The organism is Blastococcus tunisiensis (genome assembly GCF_900112815.1).
GTDB lineage: Bacteria > Actinomycetota > Actinomycetes > Mycobacteriales > Geodermatophilaceae > Blastococcus_B > Blastococcus_B tunisiensis.
Genome location: NZ_FOND01000011.1, coordinates 109,820 through 125,505, shown reverse-complemented (window position 1 = coordinate 125,505; position 15,686 = coordinate 109,820). Strand labels below are relative to the sequence as shown.

Here is a 15,686-nt window from a genome sequence, read left to right as displayed (position 1 = left end):
GTGCCAGGCTCGACGCCGATGAACGCATGACCGGGTGGGAGATGGTCGCGGTGGCCGCGGCCGGGTTCGGCGCAGGGGGCATCAACGCCGTCGTCGGGTCGGGCACCCTGGTCAGCTTCCCGGTGCTGCTGGCCGTTGGCCTGCCGCCCGTGCCGGCCACGATCAGCAACTCCCTGGGCCTGGTCGCCGGCAACCTGAGCGGCTCGATCGGCTACCGGCGGGAGCTGCGCGGCCAGCGCCGGCTGCTCCTGCGGCTGATGCCCGCGTCGATCCTGGGGGCGCTCACCGGCGCCTTCCTCCTCCTGCACCTGCCCGCGGCCACCTTCGAGGCGGTCGTCCCGGTGCTCATCGGCCTCGCCGTCGTGCTCGTCGCCCTCCAGCCGCTGGTGCAGCGCAGGCTCCCCGCCCGCGGCGGCCCGTCGGCCCCCGTCACCGGCGGGCGGCTCGCCGCACTCTTCGCCGGCGCGTACGCCACGGGCACCTACGGGGGCTACTTCGCCGCCAGCCAGGGCGTCCTGCAGATCGGCATCTTCGGGCTCCTGCTGCGCGAGTCCCTGCAGCGGCTCAACGCCCTGAAGAACGTCCTCACCCTCACGGTGAACGCCGTCGCCGCCGGCGCCTACGTCGTGGTCGCCGCCGACCGCATCGACTGGGCGGCCGCCGGGCTGCTGGCCGCGGGTTCCCTCGTCGGCGGGGCGGTCAGCTCGCGCTACGGCCGGCGTCTCCCGGCGGCGGTCCTGCGGGGGGCCATCGTCGTCCTCGGCGTCGTCGCCATCGTCGTGCTGGTGACCGGGTGAACGTCTGGGAGTTCGGCTTCCTGGTCCTCGCCGGCGTCGGGGCGGGGCTGACCGGCAGCATCGCCGGCCTCGCCTCGCTGATCAGCTACCCCGCGCTGCTGGCCACGGGCCTGCCGCCCATCACCGCGAACGTCTCCAACACCGTCGCCCTCGTGCTCAACAGCGTCGGCTCGGTCAGCGCCTCGCGGCCGGAGCTCCGCGGGCAGGCCCGCCGCCTGCTCCCGCTGGCCGGGGCGGCCGTGCTCGGCGGTGTCGCCGGAGCCGTCCTGCTGCTGCTCACCCCGTCGGCGGCCTTCGAGCGGATCGTGCCGTTCCTGATCGCCGGGGCGTCCGCGGCGATCCTCGTCCAGCGCCCCCCGCGGGAGCTCGCCCTCGAGGGGGCGCGGCAGCACGCCGGCGCCGGCGACCCGTGGTGGCTGCCGCTGGGTACGTTCGCGGTCGCCATCTACGGGGGCTACTTCGGCGCGGCCGCCGGCGTCCTGCTGCTGGCGTACTACCTGCTGAGCACCGGCGAGGGCCTCCCCCGTGGCAACGCGATGAAGAACGTCGTCCTCGGGGTCGCCAACGCCGTCGCGGCCCTCGGCTACGTGCTGTTCACGTCGGTCGCGTGGTCAGCGGTGCTGCCGCTGGCGATCGGCTGCCTGATCGGCGGACGGATCGGCCCCACCGTGGTCCGCCGCGCCCCGCAGGCGGGCCTGCGCCGGGTCATCGCCGTCGCCGGCCTCGGCCTCGCCGTCCACCTGGCGATCCAGGCGTTCGGCGGCTGACGCCGGCGGGCGCCCGGCCCGTCACCGGCTGACGAAGGCCGCCAGGAAGAGCACGAACCCGCTGCCCAGGAGCAGCAGGCGGGCCGGCGTCAGCCCGTTGACCAGGCCGGCCGTGGCCTCCACCCACTGCGGCCGGACGACGGCATCCCGGGAACGCTGGCGCATCATCCGCACCTCGTCGGCCAGCAGCACGCCCGCGCTGCCGAGCATGCCCAGCCCCACCACGACGAACACGAGGGCGAGCCGGTCCTCGAAGCTCTCCGCGGTCCCGGCGAGCACCAGCACGGCGATCGCACCCAGCACGAGGCCGAGCAGCCCCCCGGCCACCGGCGCCCACGGGCCCATCACGGTCAGCGGGCCGCGCCGCGGCATCCGCGGCCGCGGCCGGACGGTCACCGGCGCCGTGGGCTGCATGCCGGGGACGACGTCGTCCTCCTCCGGGGACCGGTCGTCGGCCGACCGGTCGCCGGCCGTGGCCGCATCGCCCGGCTCGGCGGGCGGCGGCGGCGTCGGCTCCGGAGATGCGGATGCGGGCGCGGCGGGACGGACGACCGGGATCTCGGCGGTCCCCGTGCCGGCGGTCGGGCTTCCGTTGCGTTCACTCATGACTGATCACCTCACCCGTCACGCTAGGCGCAGCCGTCCCGGGCACACGGGACGCCGCCCCGACGACCCGCTCACGCAGCGTGATGCCGCGCCGGTCGGACCGCGAGCTCAGCAGGTGGCGAGCAGCGACCGCAGCGCATCCCACTCGGCCGGGGTCACCGAGAGCGCGTAGGTCGACTTCACCGTGATGACCACGGTCGCGTAGGAGCAGCCGTACGCGGGGTCGGGCGGCACCCACTCGTCGGCCGTCGAGTCGCCCTTCGACGAGTTCTCCGCCCGGGTCGTGGCCAGCAGGTTGCCCAGGTCGTTGGCGAAGACCTCCCGCTGCGCATCCGACCATGCGTCGGCCCCCTGCACCCACGCGGCGGCGAGCGGGACGACGTGGTCGACGGGCACCTGGGCGGCGTCGGCCTTCTCGAACACGACCGGCTGCCCGGTGTAGGGATCCTCGAGCAGCCCGGCGATAACCACGCAGCCCCGGGTCCCCTCGCGGACCTCGATGTCGGTGAGGTCGCGGTGCAGCACGTCGTTGCGCTGGTCGCAGCCGTTGCGGTCGACGTCGGACCAGGCCGGCCCGAACACGCACCCCTCGCCCTCGCCGCAGCCGCGCTCGTAGCCGTCGAGCGCGGTCTTCTCCGCGACCGGCAGCGCCGCCAGCGCCGTCGATGCCGCGACCGGGTCGAGCGTTCCCGCGGGGACGTCGCCCTGCCCCACCGACGCCGCCGGCTCGGGCGGGCCGGACTCGATCTCCCACTCGAACTCGCATCCGGTCAGCGCGAGCAGGACGGCGAGCAGGACGACGACAGCGGAGCGGGGCACCCCCGGACGCTACGAGCGCCCGCCCCCGGTTCCCCGGACCGACACCCTGGCGACGTGCTGGAGCGGCCCCGTCGCAGGGACCCGGCGCGAGCGGAGCGAGTGCCGAGCGGCCGCGTCCAGGGCACCGCCGCGAGCGTGCGAGCGGTGGGGAGGACGGGGTCCTTCTGGGGTCCTCACACCAGCCGGCGGCTGTCCTGGGCGACGACCCGCAGCCAGCGGTACCCGTAGCCGCCGAGCGGGAGCTCCACGGTCCCGTCGTCACCGACCGGCGTGCTACCCCGCTCCAGCAGGTCGACCAGCCGGTGCGAGGAGTCGCAGCGCTCGAGCCGGATCGGCACCGTCCGCGGTTCGGGTGAGAGGTTGTGCAGGGCCACCAGCGCACCGTCGTCCCAGGTGCACAGGTGCGCCAGCACCTCCGGGCACGGGTGCTCCAGCACCTGGAAACCGCCCCAGCCCAGCTCCGGCGACTCGCGGTACCGGCGGATCAGCAGCTTCATGAACGACAGCAGCGAGTCCGGGTCGTTGCGCTGGTCGGCGACGTTGACGTACTCCGGGGAGAAGCCGCCGTCCACGACCGGGCCGGGCAGCTTCCCGGGTGCGGCGGCCGAGAAGCCCCCGTTGCGGCCGGACGTCCACTGCATCGGCGTCCGGACGGCGAGCCGGCCCTCGGCGTCGAGGTCCTCCCCCATGCCGATCTCCTCGCCGTAGAACAGCACCGGGGTGCCGGGCAGCGAGAACAGCAGGCTGTAGACCATCCGCACCCGTCGCGGATCGCCGTCCAGCATCGGCGGCAGCCGGCGGCGAAGCCCGCGGCCGTAGACCTGCATGCGCTCCTCGGGTCCGAACGCGGCGAAGACCTCGGCGCGTTCGTCGTCGGTGAGCTTGTCGAGGGTGAGCTCGTCGTGGTTGCGCACGAACGTGGCCCACTGCGAGTCCGGGTGCAGTTCCGGGCGCTGCGCCAGGGAGGCGGCCAGCGGCGAGGCGTCGGCGCGGGCGAGGGAGAGGTAGAGGGCCTGCATGCCGTTGAAGTCGAACTGCATGGTCAGCTCGTCGCCGTCGGTGCCGCCGAAGAACTCCAGCTGCTGCTCGAAGGGCAGGTTCACCTCGCCCAGCAGCACGCCGGCGCCGGAGCGCCGGCTGACCAGCGAACGCAGGCTCCGCAGGTAGTCGTGCGGCCGGGGCAGTGCGTCGCCGTCGGCACCGGCGGTCTCCAGGAAGAACGGGACGGCGTCCACCCGGAACCCGTCCAGACCCAGCTGCAGCCAGAAGCCCATCACCTTGGCGACCTCGTCCCGGACCTTCGGGTTGGTCACGTCCAGGTCGGGCTGCTCCTTGTAGAACTTGTGCAGGTACCACTCCCCCGTCTTCTCCGACAGCGTCCAGATGCTGTTCTCCTGGTCGGGGAAGACGACCTGGCCGGAGGTGTCCGGCGGCGGGTCCGAGCGCCAGACGTAGTAGTCGCGGTACGGCGACTCCTTCGACGCCTCGGCCGACCGGAACCACGGGTGCTTGCGGGAGGTGTGGTTGACGACCAGGTCGGCGATCACCCGCATGCCACGGTCCTGGGCCGTCCGGATCACCTCGACCAGGTCGCCGTGGGTGCCCAGCCGCGGGTCCACGCCGTAGAAGTCGGTGATGTCGTAGCCGTCGTCGCGCTCGGCGGTCGGGTAGAAGGGCATCAGCCACAGGCAGGTGACACCGAGGTCGGCCAAGTGGTCGATGCGCTGGGCGAGCCCCTCGAAGTCGCCGATGCCGTCGCCGTTCCAGTCCATGTAGGTCTCGACGTCGAGGCAGTAGACGACGGCGTTCTTCCACCAGAGATCGCTGGTGTCGGTGATCCTCACGGCGCCGGCACCGGGTCGAGGTCCGGACGACGGTTCCCGGCCGGTCCCGGTGGGTCGATGGCGACCGCCGGCTCCGGGGCGGTGACCCCGAGCTGCGGCAGGACGTGCTCGCCGAACGCGTCGAGGAACGCGCGCTGCTCCTGGCCCACGTGGTGGAGGTAGATCTCGTCGAAGCCCAGGTCGGCGTACTCGGCCAGCCAGGCGGTGTGCTGCCCGAAGTCCGCGGAGACGTTGACCACCTCCGCGACGTCCTCGGGCGTGACCTTCTCGCTGACGACGTCGAAGGCCGCCACGTGGTCCAGGTCCCAGCAGATCGGCGGCGGGAAGACGTTGCTGCGCCACTGGTCGTAGGCGATGGCGACGGCCCGGTCGGGGTCCGGGTCCCAGGAGAGGTGCACCTGGATGGCCAGCTTTCCCCGCCCGCCGGCGTCCCGGTAGGCGGCGATCATCTCCCGGAGCTTGTCGTGCGGCTGGTTGACGGTGACCAGGCCGTCGGCCCAGTCCGCGCCGGCGCGGGCCGTGGCCACGCTGACCGCCGGGCAGACCAGCGCCGGCTGGATCTCCGGCAGGGTCCAGATCCGGGCCCGGTCGACGGTGACCAGGCCGTCGTGGCTGACCTCCTCGCCGGCCAGCATCGCGCGGATCACGTCGACGCACTCCCGCAGCCGGGCGTCCCGCAGTTCCTTCCGCGGCCATCCCTGCCCGGTGATGTGCTCGTTGGACGCCTCCCCGCTGCCCAGGGCGACCCAGAACCGTCCCGGGAACATCGCGCCGAGCGTGGCGATCGCCTGGGCGACGATCGCGGGGTGGTAGCGCTGGCCGGGCGCGTTGACCGCACCGAACGGCAGGGACGTGGTCGCCAGTGCGGCCCCGAGGAAGGACCAGCCGAATCCCGACTGGCCCTGTCGCTCGCTCCAGGGCGAGAAGTGGTCGGAGCTCATCGCCGCGGTGAAGCCCACCTCCTCGGCGTGCTGGACCGCACGCAGCAGCTCGGCGGGGTGGACCTGCTCGTGCGAGTTGTGGAATCCCAGGACCGGCATCCGTCATGCCTACCCAGGTCCGGCCCCGGCGGCTACCTCAAGGGCGCCGGACGGCGCCCGAGGAGCGCCCCGGCGTCGGCCTGCTCGAGCGGGGCGGCGAACAGGTAGCCCTGCGCGAGATCGCAGCGGGCGTTGCGCAGCTGGTCGCGCTGGACCTCCAGCTCCACCCCCTCGGCGACGATCTCCAGGTCCAGGGTGCGGCCCAGGTCGATCAGACCGCGGACGATCGGCGGGAGCGCGGCGCCCTGGATGGTCGAGATGAACGAGCGGTCGATCTTCAGGATGTCGACGGTGAACTGGCGCAGGTAGCTCAGCGACGAGTAGCCGGTACCGAAGTCGTCCAGCGCCAGGCGCACCCCGAGTGCCCGCAGGGCGGCCAGCTGGTCGGCGGCGGCGTCCGGGTCGCGCACGAGGGCGGTCTCGGTCACCTCGAGCACCAGCGCGGACGCCGGCAGCCCGCTCACCCGCAGCGCCTCGGCGAGATGGCCGACGAGGTCGGGCGAGGCCAGCTGCACCGCCGAGACGTTGACCGCGATCGTCAGGTCCGCGGCCGGGTCCTGCCGGCGCCAGGCGGCCGCGGTGGTGCAGGCCTCCCGGAGCACCCACGAGCCGATCTCCCCGATCAGCCCGAGGTCCTCGGCGAGCGGGACGAAGCGGTCCGGCGGGATGCTGCCGAGAGCGGGTGAGCGCCAGCGCAGCAGTGCCTCGAACCCCACCACCGCCTCGTCGGCGAGGTCGATGACGGGCTGGTAGACCAGTCGCAGCTGCCCCCCGGCCAGCGCCCCCTGCAGCTCCCGCTCCAGTTCCCGCTGCTCCACGGCGGCCGCGCGCATCGCGGGGTCGAAGACCACGACCCGGCCACGCCCGGCGGCCTTGGCGGCGTACATGGCGTTGTCGGCGTCGCGGATCATGGAGTCGCTGGTCGCCTCGCCGTCGCTGACCGCGATGCCGATGCTGCCCGAGACCGTGACCGACTGGCGTCCGATCCGGATGGGGCCCTCCAGGGCCGCGAGCACCCGTTCGCCGGCGGCGGAGGCCTCGGCCGCACCGGTGGTCTGCTCGACGAGGATGGCGAACTCGTCGCCGCCCAGCCGCGCCAGGGTGTCGCCGCCGCGCACGGTGGCTGCCAGGCGCTCGGCGACCTTCTGCAGGAGCCGGTCCCCGGCCTGGTGGCCCAGGCTGTCGTTGACCGCCTTGAAGCCGTCGAGGTCGATGTAGACGACGGCGGCGGTGTCGCCGTGCCGGGCGTTGTGCCGGAGGGCCTGCTCCACCCGGTCGGTGAACAGCGCCCGGTTCGCCAGCCCGGTCAGGCCGTCGTGGAAGGCCTGGTGGGCCAGGGTCTGCTCGGCGCGCTTGCGCTCGGTGATGTCCGTGGCGTGGATGACGACACCGCGCACGTCCGGGTCGTCGGAGAGGTCGACCAGGCGGACCCCGAGCCAGCGTTCCCCGTCCGCGGTCCGGCGGGGCAGCTCGGCGCTCACGACGGCGCCCCCGGCGTCCAGCGCGCGGCGGAAGGCCATCCGGCCTTCCACGGCGTCGAGGCCGGCGCCCGCGAGCAGGGCGGAGACCGCCAGGTCGGCCGCGAGGTCCGCGCCGAGCAGCGCGGCCAGCGGCGCGGGATCGCTCTGCAGCCGGCCGAGCCGGTCGACGACGATCACCGCGTCGGAGGAGTGCGCGGCGAGGGCGGCGCTGTAGCGGGCCTGGGAGCGCACCAGCGCGCGGGCCGCGGACTCCGCCTGCAGCAGCCGGGCGGTGCGCAGGAAGACGAGGAGGACCAGGACCAGCGTCGCGCCGAACATCGACAGCGGGGACTCCGCCCCGTCGGTGAGGTCGTGGACGAGCTCGATGGTGGCGGGCACGAGCAGCGCCCCCAGGCACACCGCGAGGCGGGCCAGGCCACCGCTCTCGGGCCGGTCCCGCGGGACCGGCCGGTCGGGCCGCCGGCGACTCGCCACGGCGAGCAGGACGGCGCCGAGCATCCAGCCGGACTCGAGCAGGACGGGTGGCGCCTCCGGATCGGCGGTGAGCAGGTACCCCACGTCCGACGCCAGCCAGCACACCGCGCCCGCTGCCACCGCGAGAGCCCGGCGGTCGTAGCGCCCCGAGCCGGCGACGAGCCGGAAGACCAGCGCGATCAGCGCGGCGTCCAGGGCGGGGTACAGCGCCCACGTGACGCGGACGACCCAGGGCTGCGAAGCATCGGCCAGCGTGTCGGCGAGGGTGAGCTCCCCCATGAGCAGGAGCACGGCGACGAAGACGATGACGGCGTCGATCCAGCCATCGACGCGGGCGCGGGCCGGCCGGCCCGTCGCGTCCGCCATGCGGGTGAGTGCGGCGGCGACCAGGACGTAGCTGGTGAGGTAGAGCACCTCGGCGGCCGACACGTCCACGTCGACGCCCCGCCAGACCAGCACCTGCCACACCAGGTCGGCGCCGGCGTTCGCGGTCAGCCCCAGGGCGAGCAGCACCCCGGACGTGCGACCCGCCCCGGTCCCGACCAGGAACCACGACGCGGCGGCCGCGCCGACGACGACGAGGAAGTAGATCCCGTCGGACGCTCCCGTGCCGGCGAGGAGCAGGTGCCCGGCCAGGGCGGCGAGCACGACGACGAACCAGCCGCGCGTGCGCGCCGGCCGGCTCGGTCCTCGCGGGGCTCGCTCGCCCATGGGTACCGCCCTGTCCGTGGTCGTCCCCCCTTGTGTCGGGCGCCCGGCTCCGCCGCTGGAGCCGGCGGGTGGTGCGCACCCCTCCGACGGGTGACCGCGACACTGGGCCCCGTGCTGCCACCGCCGGGGAGACCGGGGACCGACCTCCCGGTGCGCTCCGCCCTGCCCGGGCTGGCCGGGGCACTGTCCTCCTCCGGCGCGGCCGTGCTCGTGGCCCCGCCCGGCACTGGGAAGACGACCCTCGTCCCCCTGGCGCTGGCCGGGGACCTCCCCGGCCGCGTCGTCGTGGCCGAGCCGCGCCGGGTCGCCGCGCGGGCGGCCGCCCGCCGGATGGCCGCGCTGCTGGGCGAGCCCGTCGGCGGCCGGATCGGGTACAGCGTGCGGGGCGAGCGCCGGCGCAGCGCCGGCACCCGCGTCGAGGTGGTCACCACCGGGCTGCTGGTCCGCCGGCTGCAGGCCGATCCGGAGCTGGCCGGCGTGGCGGCCGTGGTCCTGGACGAGTGCCACGAACGCCACCTGGACACCGACCTGGCGCTGGCCTTCTGCCTCGATGTGCGGGCGGCGCTGCGTCCCGACCTCCGGCTGCTCGCGATGTCGGCGACGGCCCAGGCGCAGCGGCTGGCCGCCCTGCTGGGCGGGGCCGGGAGGCCCGCACCCGTCGTCGAGGCCACGGGGGCGCAGCACGCCGTCGACGTCGTCTGGACCCCGCCGCCCGGCCCGGTCGACCCACCCCACGGCCTGCGCGTCGACCCGCGGCTGCTCGCGCACGTGGCCGCGACCGTCCGCCGCGCGCTGGCCGAGCGATCCGGGGACGTCCTGGTCTTCCTGCCCGGCGCCGGGGAGATCGGCACCGTGGCCGGCTCCCTGCACGGCGTCGACGCCGACGTCCTGCCGCTGCACGGCCGGCTGCCGGCCCGGGCGCAGGACGCCGCGCTGCAACCCGGGCCCCGTCGTCGCGTCGTCCTGGCCACCGCCCTCGCCGAGAGCAGCCTGACCGTGCCCGGTGTCCGGGTCGTCGTCGACGCGGGGCTCTCCCGGGTGCCGCGCGCCGACCTGTCCCGCGGCCTGGGCTCGCTGGTCACCGTCCGGGCCTCCCGGGCCTCGGTCACCCAGCGCGCCGGCCGGGCCGGCCGGGAGGGACCGGGGGCGGTCTACCGCTGCTGGACCGCCGCCGAGCACGACCGGCTCCCCGCGCACGAGGAGCCGGAGGTCGCCACCGCCGACCTCACCGCGTTCGCCCTGGAGCTCGCCTGCTGGGGCGCGCCGGGCGGGCGGGGCCTCGGCCTGCTGGACGCTCCCCCGCCGGCCGCCCTGCTGGTCGCCGTCCGGACGCTGCAGACCCTCGGTGCGGTCGACGGCGACGGCCGGGTGACCGCCCGGGGCCGTGCGCTGACCGCGGCCGGCGTGCACCCGCGACTGGCCCGCGCGCTGCTCGACGGCACCCCGCTGGTCGGCCGCCGGCGCGCCGCCGAGGTGGTCGCCCTGCTGTCCGCGGACCTCCCCGTCCGCGGCGACGACCTCGTCGCCGCCTGGCGGGGCCTGCGCGCGGGCACCGACCGCGGCGCGACCGCCCGGTGGCGGGACGAGGTCGCCCGGCTCGAGCGGCCGGCCGGGGACGGCGCCGGCCCTCCCGACGCCGGGCCTCCCGACGGCACTCTTCCCGACGACACGGTGGCCGGCCTGGTGGTGGGGCTGGCCCATCCCGAACGGCTGGCCCGGCGACGGCCGGGCGGCACCGCGACCTACCTCATGGCCGCCGGCACCGGGGCCGAGCTCGCCCCCGGGACGGCGCTGGCCGGTGCACCGTGGCTGGCCGTCGCCGTCGCCGACCGGTCCCCCGGACGCCGCGACGCCCGCATCCGCTCGGCCGTGGCGATCGACGAGGCCACCGCCCTGGAGGCCGGCGGCCCGCTGCACACCGACGGCGACGAGGTGTCCTGGCGCGACGGCGACGTGCGCAGCGCGCGGGTCGAGCGGCTCGGCGCGATCGTGCTGGCCGAACGCCCGCTGCCGGACCCGGACCCGGCCGGCGTGCGCGCCGCGGTGGCCGAGGGCCTGCGCCAGGAGGGGCTGGGCCTGCTGCACTGGACGCCGGCCGGCAGCCGGCTGCGCGCCCGCCTGGCGGCCGCGCGCGACGGGCTCGGGGAGCCGTGGCCGGCCGTGGACGACGAGGCCCTGCTCGCGGCCATCGACGTCTCCGGCGCCCGCAGCCGCGCCGAGCTGGCCCGGCTGGACGTCGTCGCGGCGCTGCGGGCGCTCGTGCCCTGGCAGCTGGCCGGCGACCTCGACGCCGTCGTGCCCGACCACGTTCCGGTGCCCACCGGCTCGCGGATCCGGGTGGACTACACCGATCCGGCGGTCCCCACCCTCTCCGTCCGGGTCCAGGAGGTGTTCGGCTGGCCGCAGGCACCCCGCGTCGCCGGCCGCCCGCTGCGGCTGCAGCTGCTGTCCCCCGCACAGCGGGTCGTCGCGACCACCGCCGACCTGGCCGGGTTCTGGGTAACCGGGTACCCCGCCGTCCGCAGCGAGCTGCGCGGCCGCTATCCCCGCCACCCCTGGCCGGAGGACCCGGCGACCGCGCCGGCGACGAAGCGAGCGACGTCACGGTCGCGCCCCCGCCCCTGAGGCTGCGCGGTTCTCCGGCCCCGGCGAGGATCACCCGGTGACACCGACACCGACCACCGACGAGTGGGGCATCGACGCGAGCTGGCTGGACGCCCTCGACACCGAGCACGAGGTCGCCCCGGCCACGATCGACCGGCTGCGCGAGGTGATCGGGCGGCCGCCGGCCGACCTGGAGGACCGGGCGCCCATCGTGGCCAGGCCGGGGGACGCGCTCGAGGTCGACGAGGCCGACGTCGTCTGCGAGGACGGCGAGGTGCGGCACGTCGACGGGGAGCTACCCGCGGACTTCCCGCTCGGCTACCACTGGCTGCAGTCGCCGGAGGGGCACCGCCGCCGGCTGATCGTCTCCCCCGGCCGGTGCTGGCTGCCGGAGGGCCGTTCCTGGGGGTGGGCGGTCCAGCTCTACGCGACCCGGAGCCGCGAGAGCTGGGGCATCGGCGACCTCGCCGACCTGCGCGCGATCCGCCGGATGGCCGCCGAGCAGGGCGCCGGCTTCGTGCTGATCAACCCGCTGCACGCCGTCGCCCCCACCGCGGGGCAGGAGGCAAGCCCCTACCTGCCGGCGACCCGGCGGTTCCGCAACCCGCTCTACCTCCGCGTCGCCGAGGTGCCGGGCGCCGACGCCGTCGACCTCGAGGAGGACGCCGGCCGCGCCCTGTCCGGGGGCCCGTTGATCGACCGGGACGCGATCTGGGCCCGCAAGCGGGAGGTCCTGATGCGGATCTTCTTCGCCCACGGCGGCGGCGAGGCGTTCGCCCGCTGGCGCGAGGAGCAGGGCCAGCCGCTGCAGGACTGGGCGACCTGGGCGGCGATCGCGGAGGAGCACGGCGGCGACTGGCACACCTGGCCGGCCGGGCTCCGCCGTCCGGAGGGCCCGGAGCTGACCGCGTACGTCGAGCAGCACGGCGCCGTCGTGGCCTTCCACGCCTGGCTGCAGTGGGCTCTCGACCTGCAGCTCGCTGCGGCCAGCGGCGACATGACCGTCATCCAGGACCTGCCCATCGGGTTCGCCGGCGGTGGCGCCGATGCCTGGGCGTGGCAGGAGGCGCTGGCCGAGGGCGTGAGCGTCGGTGCGCCGCCGGACGCGTTCAACAGCCAGGGCCAGGACTGGGGCTCACCGCCGCTGATCCCGTGGCGGCTGCGGGACGCCGACTACGAGCCGTTCGTCCAGTCGATCCGCGCCACGATGGCCGGCGCCGGCGGGCTGCGGATCGACCACGTCATGGGGCTGTTCCGGCTGTGGTGGGTGCCGTCCGACGGCAGTGCGGCCGACGGCGCATACGTGCGCTACCCGGCCGAGGACCTGCTGGACATCGTCGCGCTGGAGAGCTCCCGCGCGCGGGCGCTCGTCGTGGGCGAGGACCTCGGCACCGTCGAGGACGGTGTCCGCGAGGCCATGGCCGAGCACGGCGTGCTGTCCTACCGGCTGCTCTGGTTCGAGGAGGACGACCCGGCGGAGTGGCCCGCCGAGGCGATGGCGGCCATCACCACGCACGACCTGCCGACGGTCGCCGGCCTGTGGACGGGGAAGGACGTCGAGGAGCAGCGGGAGCACGGCACCGGCACCGAGGAGGAGCTGGCTCGCGGACGGACGTCGCTGCTCGCGCACCTGCCCGGCCTCGAGGACGGCGCGTCGGTGGAGGACGCCGTGACGCGGGCCCACGAGCTGCTGGCGCAGGCGCCGTCGACCCTGCTGTCCGCCACGCTCGACGACGCGCTCGGGGAGCTCCGCCGGCCGAACATGCCGGGGACCACCGAGCGGCCCAACTGGTCGCTGCCCCTGCCGGTCCTCGTGGAGGACCTGGCCGGCCACCCCCTGCTGCAACAGGTCGCGAAGACCCTCGCCGACGGGGTGGGCGCGGCGTCCGGGGACTGAGCCGCCACCCCTCGTGGCGCAGCACGACCGGAGGCCGGCTCCCGTGCGGGAGCCGGCCTCCGGCCGTCGTGCTGGGCGTGCCGGCCGGGGTGGCCGGTCGGCACGGTGCTCAGCCGGCGAACCAGCCGCGCAGGAGGGTGCGGAGCAGCTCCTGGAGGGTGGTCAGGAACTGGCCCGGCGCGGGGCTGCCGACGGTGCCGCCGTTCCCGTTGCCGTTCCCGTTCCCGTTGCCGTTGCCCGGCTGCTGCGGCCCGGTGATCTCCACCGGGACCGTCGCCACGCGCTCGGTGTCCGCCCCGGTGGCCACGATCTCGGCCGGACCGGTTCCGGCGCCGCGCGGGATGCGGACCGTCGCCGAGCCGGCGCCGTCGGCGTCGGTGCGGATGCGGCCCAGCCGGTCGCCGCCCAGGGTCACCGTGACCCGCTCGGCGGGTCCGAAGCCGGTGACCGAGACCGTGACGCGCTCGCGCACCGCGACCGTCGTCGACGACACCGTCACCCCGGCGGCGGGCGCCGGCTCCTCGGCCTCGCCGACGGTGACCCGGCCGGTGTAGTCCTCCGGGCTCAGCGGCGAGTTGTCCTCCAGGTAGGCCTGGAAGGAGTCGAAGTCGATCAGCCCGGTCAGCTCGGTGGTGCCCTCGGCGAAGGTGGTGAAGTTGTCCCCACCGGAGGCCAGGAAGCTGTTGGTGGCCACCCGGTAGGTCGCCCCGAGGTCGATCGGCTCGTCCGAGATCCGCACGCTGTGGATCCGCTCGCCGGCGGGCGCGGCCGGGTCGTAGGACCAGGTCAGCTCCTCGGACGTGCCGAGCGCCAGGAACGGCCGCGAGCTGCCCTCGGGCTGCCACTGCTGCTCGAGGACCTGCACCAGCTGGGCGCCGGTCAGCGACACGATGACCAGGTCGTTGGCGAACGGCGTCACCTCGTTGGCCTCGGCCAGCGTGATCTCCCCGTTCTCGCCGTACAGCAGGTCGGCCCGCAGGCCGCCGGGGTTGACCAGGCCGAGGTCGGCCGGCTCGATGGCGCTGAGCTCGGAGCCGTACACGTAGGTGTCGGCGACCAGGCCGCCGAGACCGGAGTAGGACCCGCGGTCCTCGGCGCCGGCCTCGGTGAAGGCCCGGGTGATGTCGGCCGTCACCGACCCGACCACCTCGCTGCCCACCTCCTCGGCGTACGCCTGTGCGGCGGCCACGGTCGCGGCCACCTCGGCGACCGTCGAGTAGGTCGCGGTGAGCTCGTCGGCCGGGGTGGCGGTGAGCGGCAGGTTCTCCACCGTGAACGCGGTCACGTCGTCGGTCGCGGCCTCGTAGGTCAGCCCGATCCGGCCCAGCGCGTCCGCGTAGGACCCGGTCTGGATCACCGGGCGGGTGTCGTCGCCGCCGGGGACCGGCGCCTCCCAGGCGTAGCTCCGGTGGGTGTGGCCGGTGAAGATCGCGTCCACCTGGGCGTCCACGCCGTTGACGATGGCGGCGAACGCGGTGTCCTCGGCCAGCGCCTCCTCGACGGAGTCGCTGCCCGGAGCGCCCTCGTGCGCGAGCAGGACGATCACGTCCGCCTCGTCGCCGACCCCGTCGGTGAGCTCCCCGACCACGCGGTTGGTGGCCGCCACCGGGTCGCCGAAGGTGATCCCCTCGATGCCGGCCGGCGACACCAGGGAGCTGGTCTCCTCCGTGACCACGCCGATGACACCGACGGACACGCCCGCCGCGTCGAGCAGCGCGTACTCCGGCAGCGCCGGAGTGGTGCCGTCCCGGTAGACGTTCGCGCCCAGGTAGTCGAAGGCGGCCAGACCGCTCTCCCCGTCGACGCCGACCCGGCCGACCAGGTCGTCGAACCCGCGGTCGAACTCGTGGTTGCCGACGGCGGAGGCCTGCAGGCCCATCTCGTTCAGCACCTCGATCGTCGGCACGTCCTGCTGGACGGAGGACACGAACGGGGAGGCGCCGATGTTGTCCCCCGCCGACAGCAGCAGCGTCGCGTCGACGCCCTCGGCGGCCCGCTGCTCCTCCACCGTGCCGGCGAGGGCGACGGCGTCGTCCAGCCGGCCGTGGAAGTCGTTGATCCCCAGCAGCTGCAGTTCCGTGACGCCGTCGTCGTCCCCGCCGCCGTCGCCGGCGCTCTGCGCCGGGTAGGAGATCGGGAGCAGCGACTGGTAGCCCTTGCCGGCCACGTTCTTGTACACGCGGAGCTCGGCCTCGCCCGCCGGCAGCTCGGCCAGCCCGGTGTTCACCGTGAGGTAGGCGGCGGCACCCGGGGCCACCCGCTGCGCCTCCGACTGGCCGTGCGGGGTGAGCAGCCGGACGTCGACGGGCACGCTGTCGGTGTTCACGAAGTGGCCGGCGATGTAGGCCACCTGGTCCTGCGGGTGCAGCCAGCTGTTGCCGTTGGCGGTGCCGGTCGGGTTGCCGACCTCCGCCGGCGCCGCAGCGCCGGCGGCCTGGGATCCGGTGACGGCCGGGGCGTCGACGGGGGCAGCCAGTGCAGGCGACACCCCGAGCAGTCCGCCGCCCACGACGGCAGCGGTGACGACGGCGACTCCGCGCGCCGTCCGATGAACAGATTGCATCGAGAACTCTCCGAGCTTCAGGTGAGGGTGAGGGGTCGTTCCGGGACGAACCGTTCCGTCCCATGGTGAACGCGAACTGACGG

At 75.3% G+C, this 15,686-nt stretch carries 10 protein-coding genes; 4 read left to right on the top strand and 6 right to left on the bottom strand.

Annotation, left to right across the window (positions count from 1 at the left end; all coding sequences use genetic code 11):
* Window positions 1-26: 26 nt before the first annotated feature.
* Window positions 27-797 carry a sulfite exporter TauE/SafE family protein gene (locus tag BM142_RS14975; RefSeq protein ID WP_092200342.1) on the top strand — a complete coding sequence of 257 codons (771 nt, stop codon included), beginning with the start codon at window positions 27-29 and terminating at the stop codon, window positions 795-797.
* Window positions 794-1,564 carry a sulfite exporter TauE/SafE family protein gene (locus tag BM142_RS14970; protein ID WP_092200339.1) on the top strand — a complete coding sequence of 257 codons (771 nt, stop codon included), beginning with the start codon at window positions 794-796 and terminating at the stop codon, window positions 1,562-1,564. Before BM142_RS14975 ends, BM142_RS14970 begins: the two co-directional genes overlap by 4 nt.
* A 21-nt stretch (window positions 1,565-1,585) precedes the next feature.
* Here the strand turns inward: BM142_RS14970 and BM142_RS14965 are convergent, their stop codons facing one another.
* The 5 genes from BM142_RS14965 to BM142_RS14945 form a co-directional block, all read right to left on the bottom strand.
* On the bottom strand, window positions 1,586-2,170 hold the full coding sequence (locus BM142_RS14965; RefSeq protein ID WP_092200336.1) for a hypothetical protein: 585 nt from the start codon (window positions 2,168-2,170) through the stop codon (window positions 1,586-1,588).
* A gap of 108 nt (window positions 2,171-2,278) precedes the next feature.
* Window positions 2,279-2,989 carry an HNH endonuclease family protein gene (locus BM142_RS14960; RefSeq protein ID WP_217640732.1) on the bottom strand — a complete coding sequence of 237 codons (711 nt, stop codon included), beginning with the start codon at window positions 2,987-2,989 and terminating at the stop codon, window positions 2,279-2,281.
* Window positions 2,990-3,162: 173 nt separating this feature from the next.
* Window positions 3,163-4,833, bottom strand: coding sequence for an alpha-amylase family protein (locus tag BM142_RS14955; protein WP_092200333.1), 1,671 nt, complete (start codon window positions 4,831-4,833; stop codon window positions 3,163-3,165).
* Window positions 4,830-5,873, bottom strand: coding sequence for a TIGR03885 family FMN-dependent LLM class oxidoreductase (locus tag BM142_RS14950; RefSeq protein ID WP_092200330.1), 1,044 nt, complete (start codon window positions 5,871-5,873; stop codon window positions 4,830-4,832). The genes BM142_RS14955 and BM142_RS14950 overlap by 4 nt, the downstream gene beginning before the upstream one ends.
* Before the next feature lie 32 nt (window positions 5,874-5,905).
* Complete coding sequence (locus BM142_RS14945; RefSeq protein ID WP_092200327.1) at window positions 5,906-8,539, bottom strand: EAL domain-containing protein; 2,634 nt, start codon at window positions 8,537-8,539, stop codon at window positions 5,906-5,908.
* Between the two features lie 90 nt (window positions 8,540-8,629).
* Here BM142_RS14945 and hrpB point away from each other — a divergent pair, with 90 nt between their 5' ends.
* Both hrpB and malQ read left to right on the top strand, forming a co-directional pair.
* Window positions 8,630-11,164, top strand: a complete 2,535-nt coding sequence (gene hrpB, locus BM142_RS14940) for an ATP-dependent helicase HrpB (RefSeq protein ID WP_254790980.1) — start codon at window positions 8,630-8,632, stop codon at window positions 11,162-11,164.
* Window positions 11,165-11,201: 37 nt separating this feature from the next.
* Window positions 11,202-13,040: a 4-alpha-glucanotransferase gene (gene malQ / locus BM142_RS14935; RefSeq protein ID WP_092200324.1), complete on the top strand. Its 1,839-nt coding sequence runs from the start codon at window positions 11,202-11,204 to the stop codon at window positions 13,038-13,040.
* 109 nt (window positions 13,041-13,149) lie between these two features.
* Here malQ and BM142_RS14930 read toward each other — a convergent pair whose 3' ends face one another.
* A complete protein-coding gene (locus BM142_RS14930) occupies window positions 13,150-15,603 on the bottom strand; it encodes a bifunctional metallophosphatase/5'-nucleotidase (RefSeq protein WP_092200319.1) in 2,454 nt (817 codons plus the stop codon).
* Between the last annotated feature and the right edge of the window lie 83 nt (window positions 15,604-15,686).

Coding starts and splice junctions, on each gene's coding strand:
- BM142_RS14975 (WP_092200342.1), top strand. CDS start 27: ATGACCGGGTGGGAGATGGTCGCGGTGGCCGCGGCCGGGTTCGGCGCA.
- BM142_RS14965 (WP_092200336.1), bottom strand. CDS start 2,170: ATGAGTGAACGCAACGGAAGCCCGACCGCCGGCACGGGGACCGCCGAG.
- BM142_RS14950 (WP_092200330.1), bottom strand. CDS start 5,873: ATGCCGGTCCTGGGATTCCACAACTCGCACGAGCAGGTCCACCCCGCC.
- BM142_RS14945 (WP_092200327.1), bottom strand. CDS start 8,539: ATGGGCGAGCGAGCCCCGCGAGGACCGAGCCGGCCGGCGCGCACGCGC.
- BM142_RS14930 (WP_092200319.1), bottom strand. CDS start 15,603: ATGCAATCTGTTCATCGGACGGCGCGCGGAGTCGCCGTCGTCACCGCT.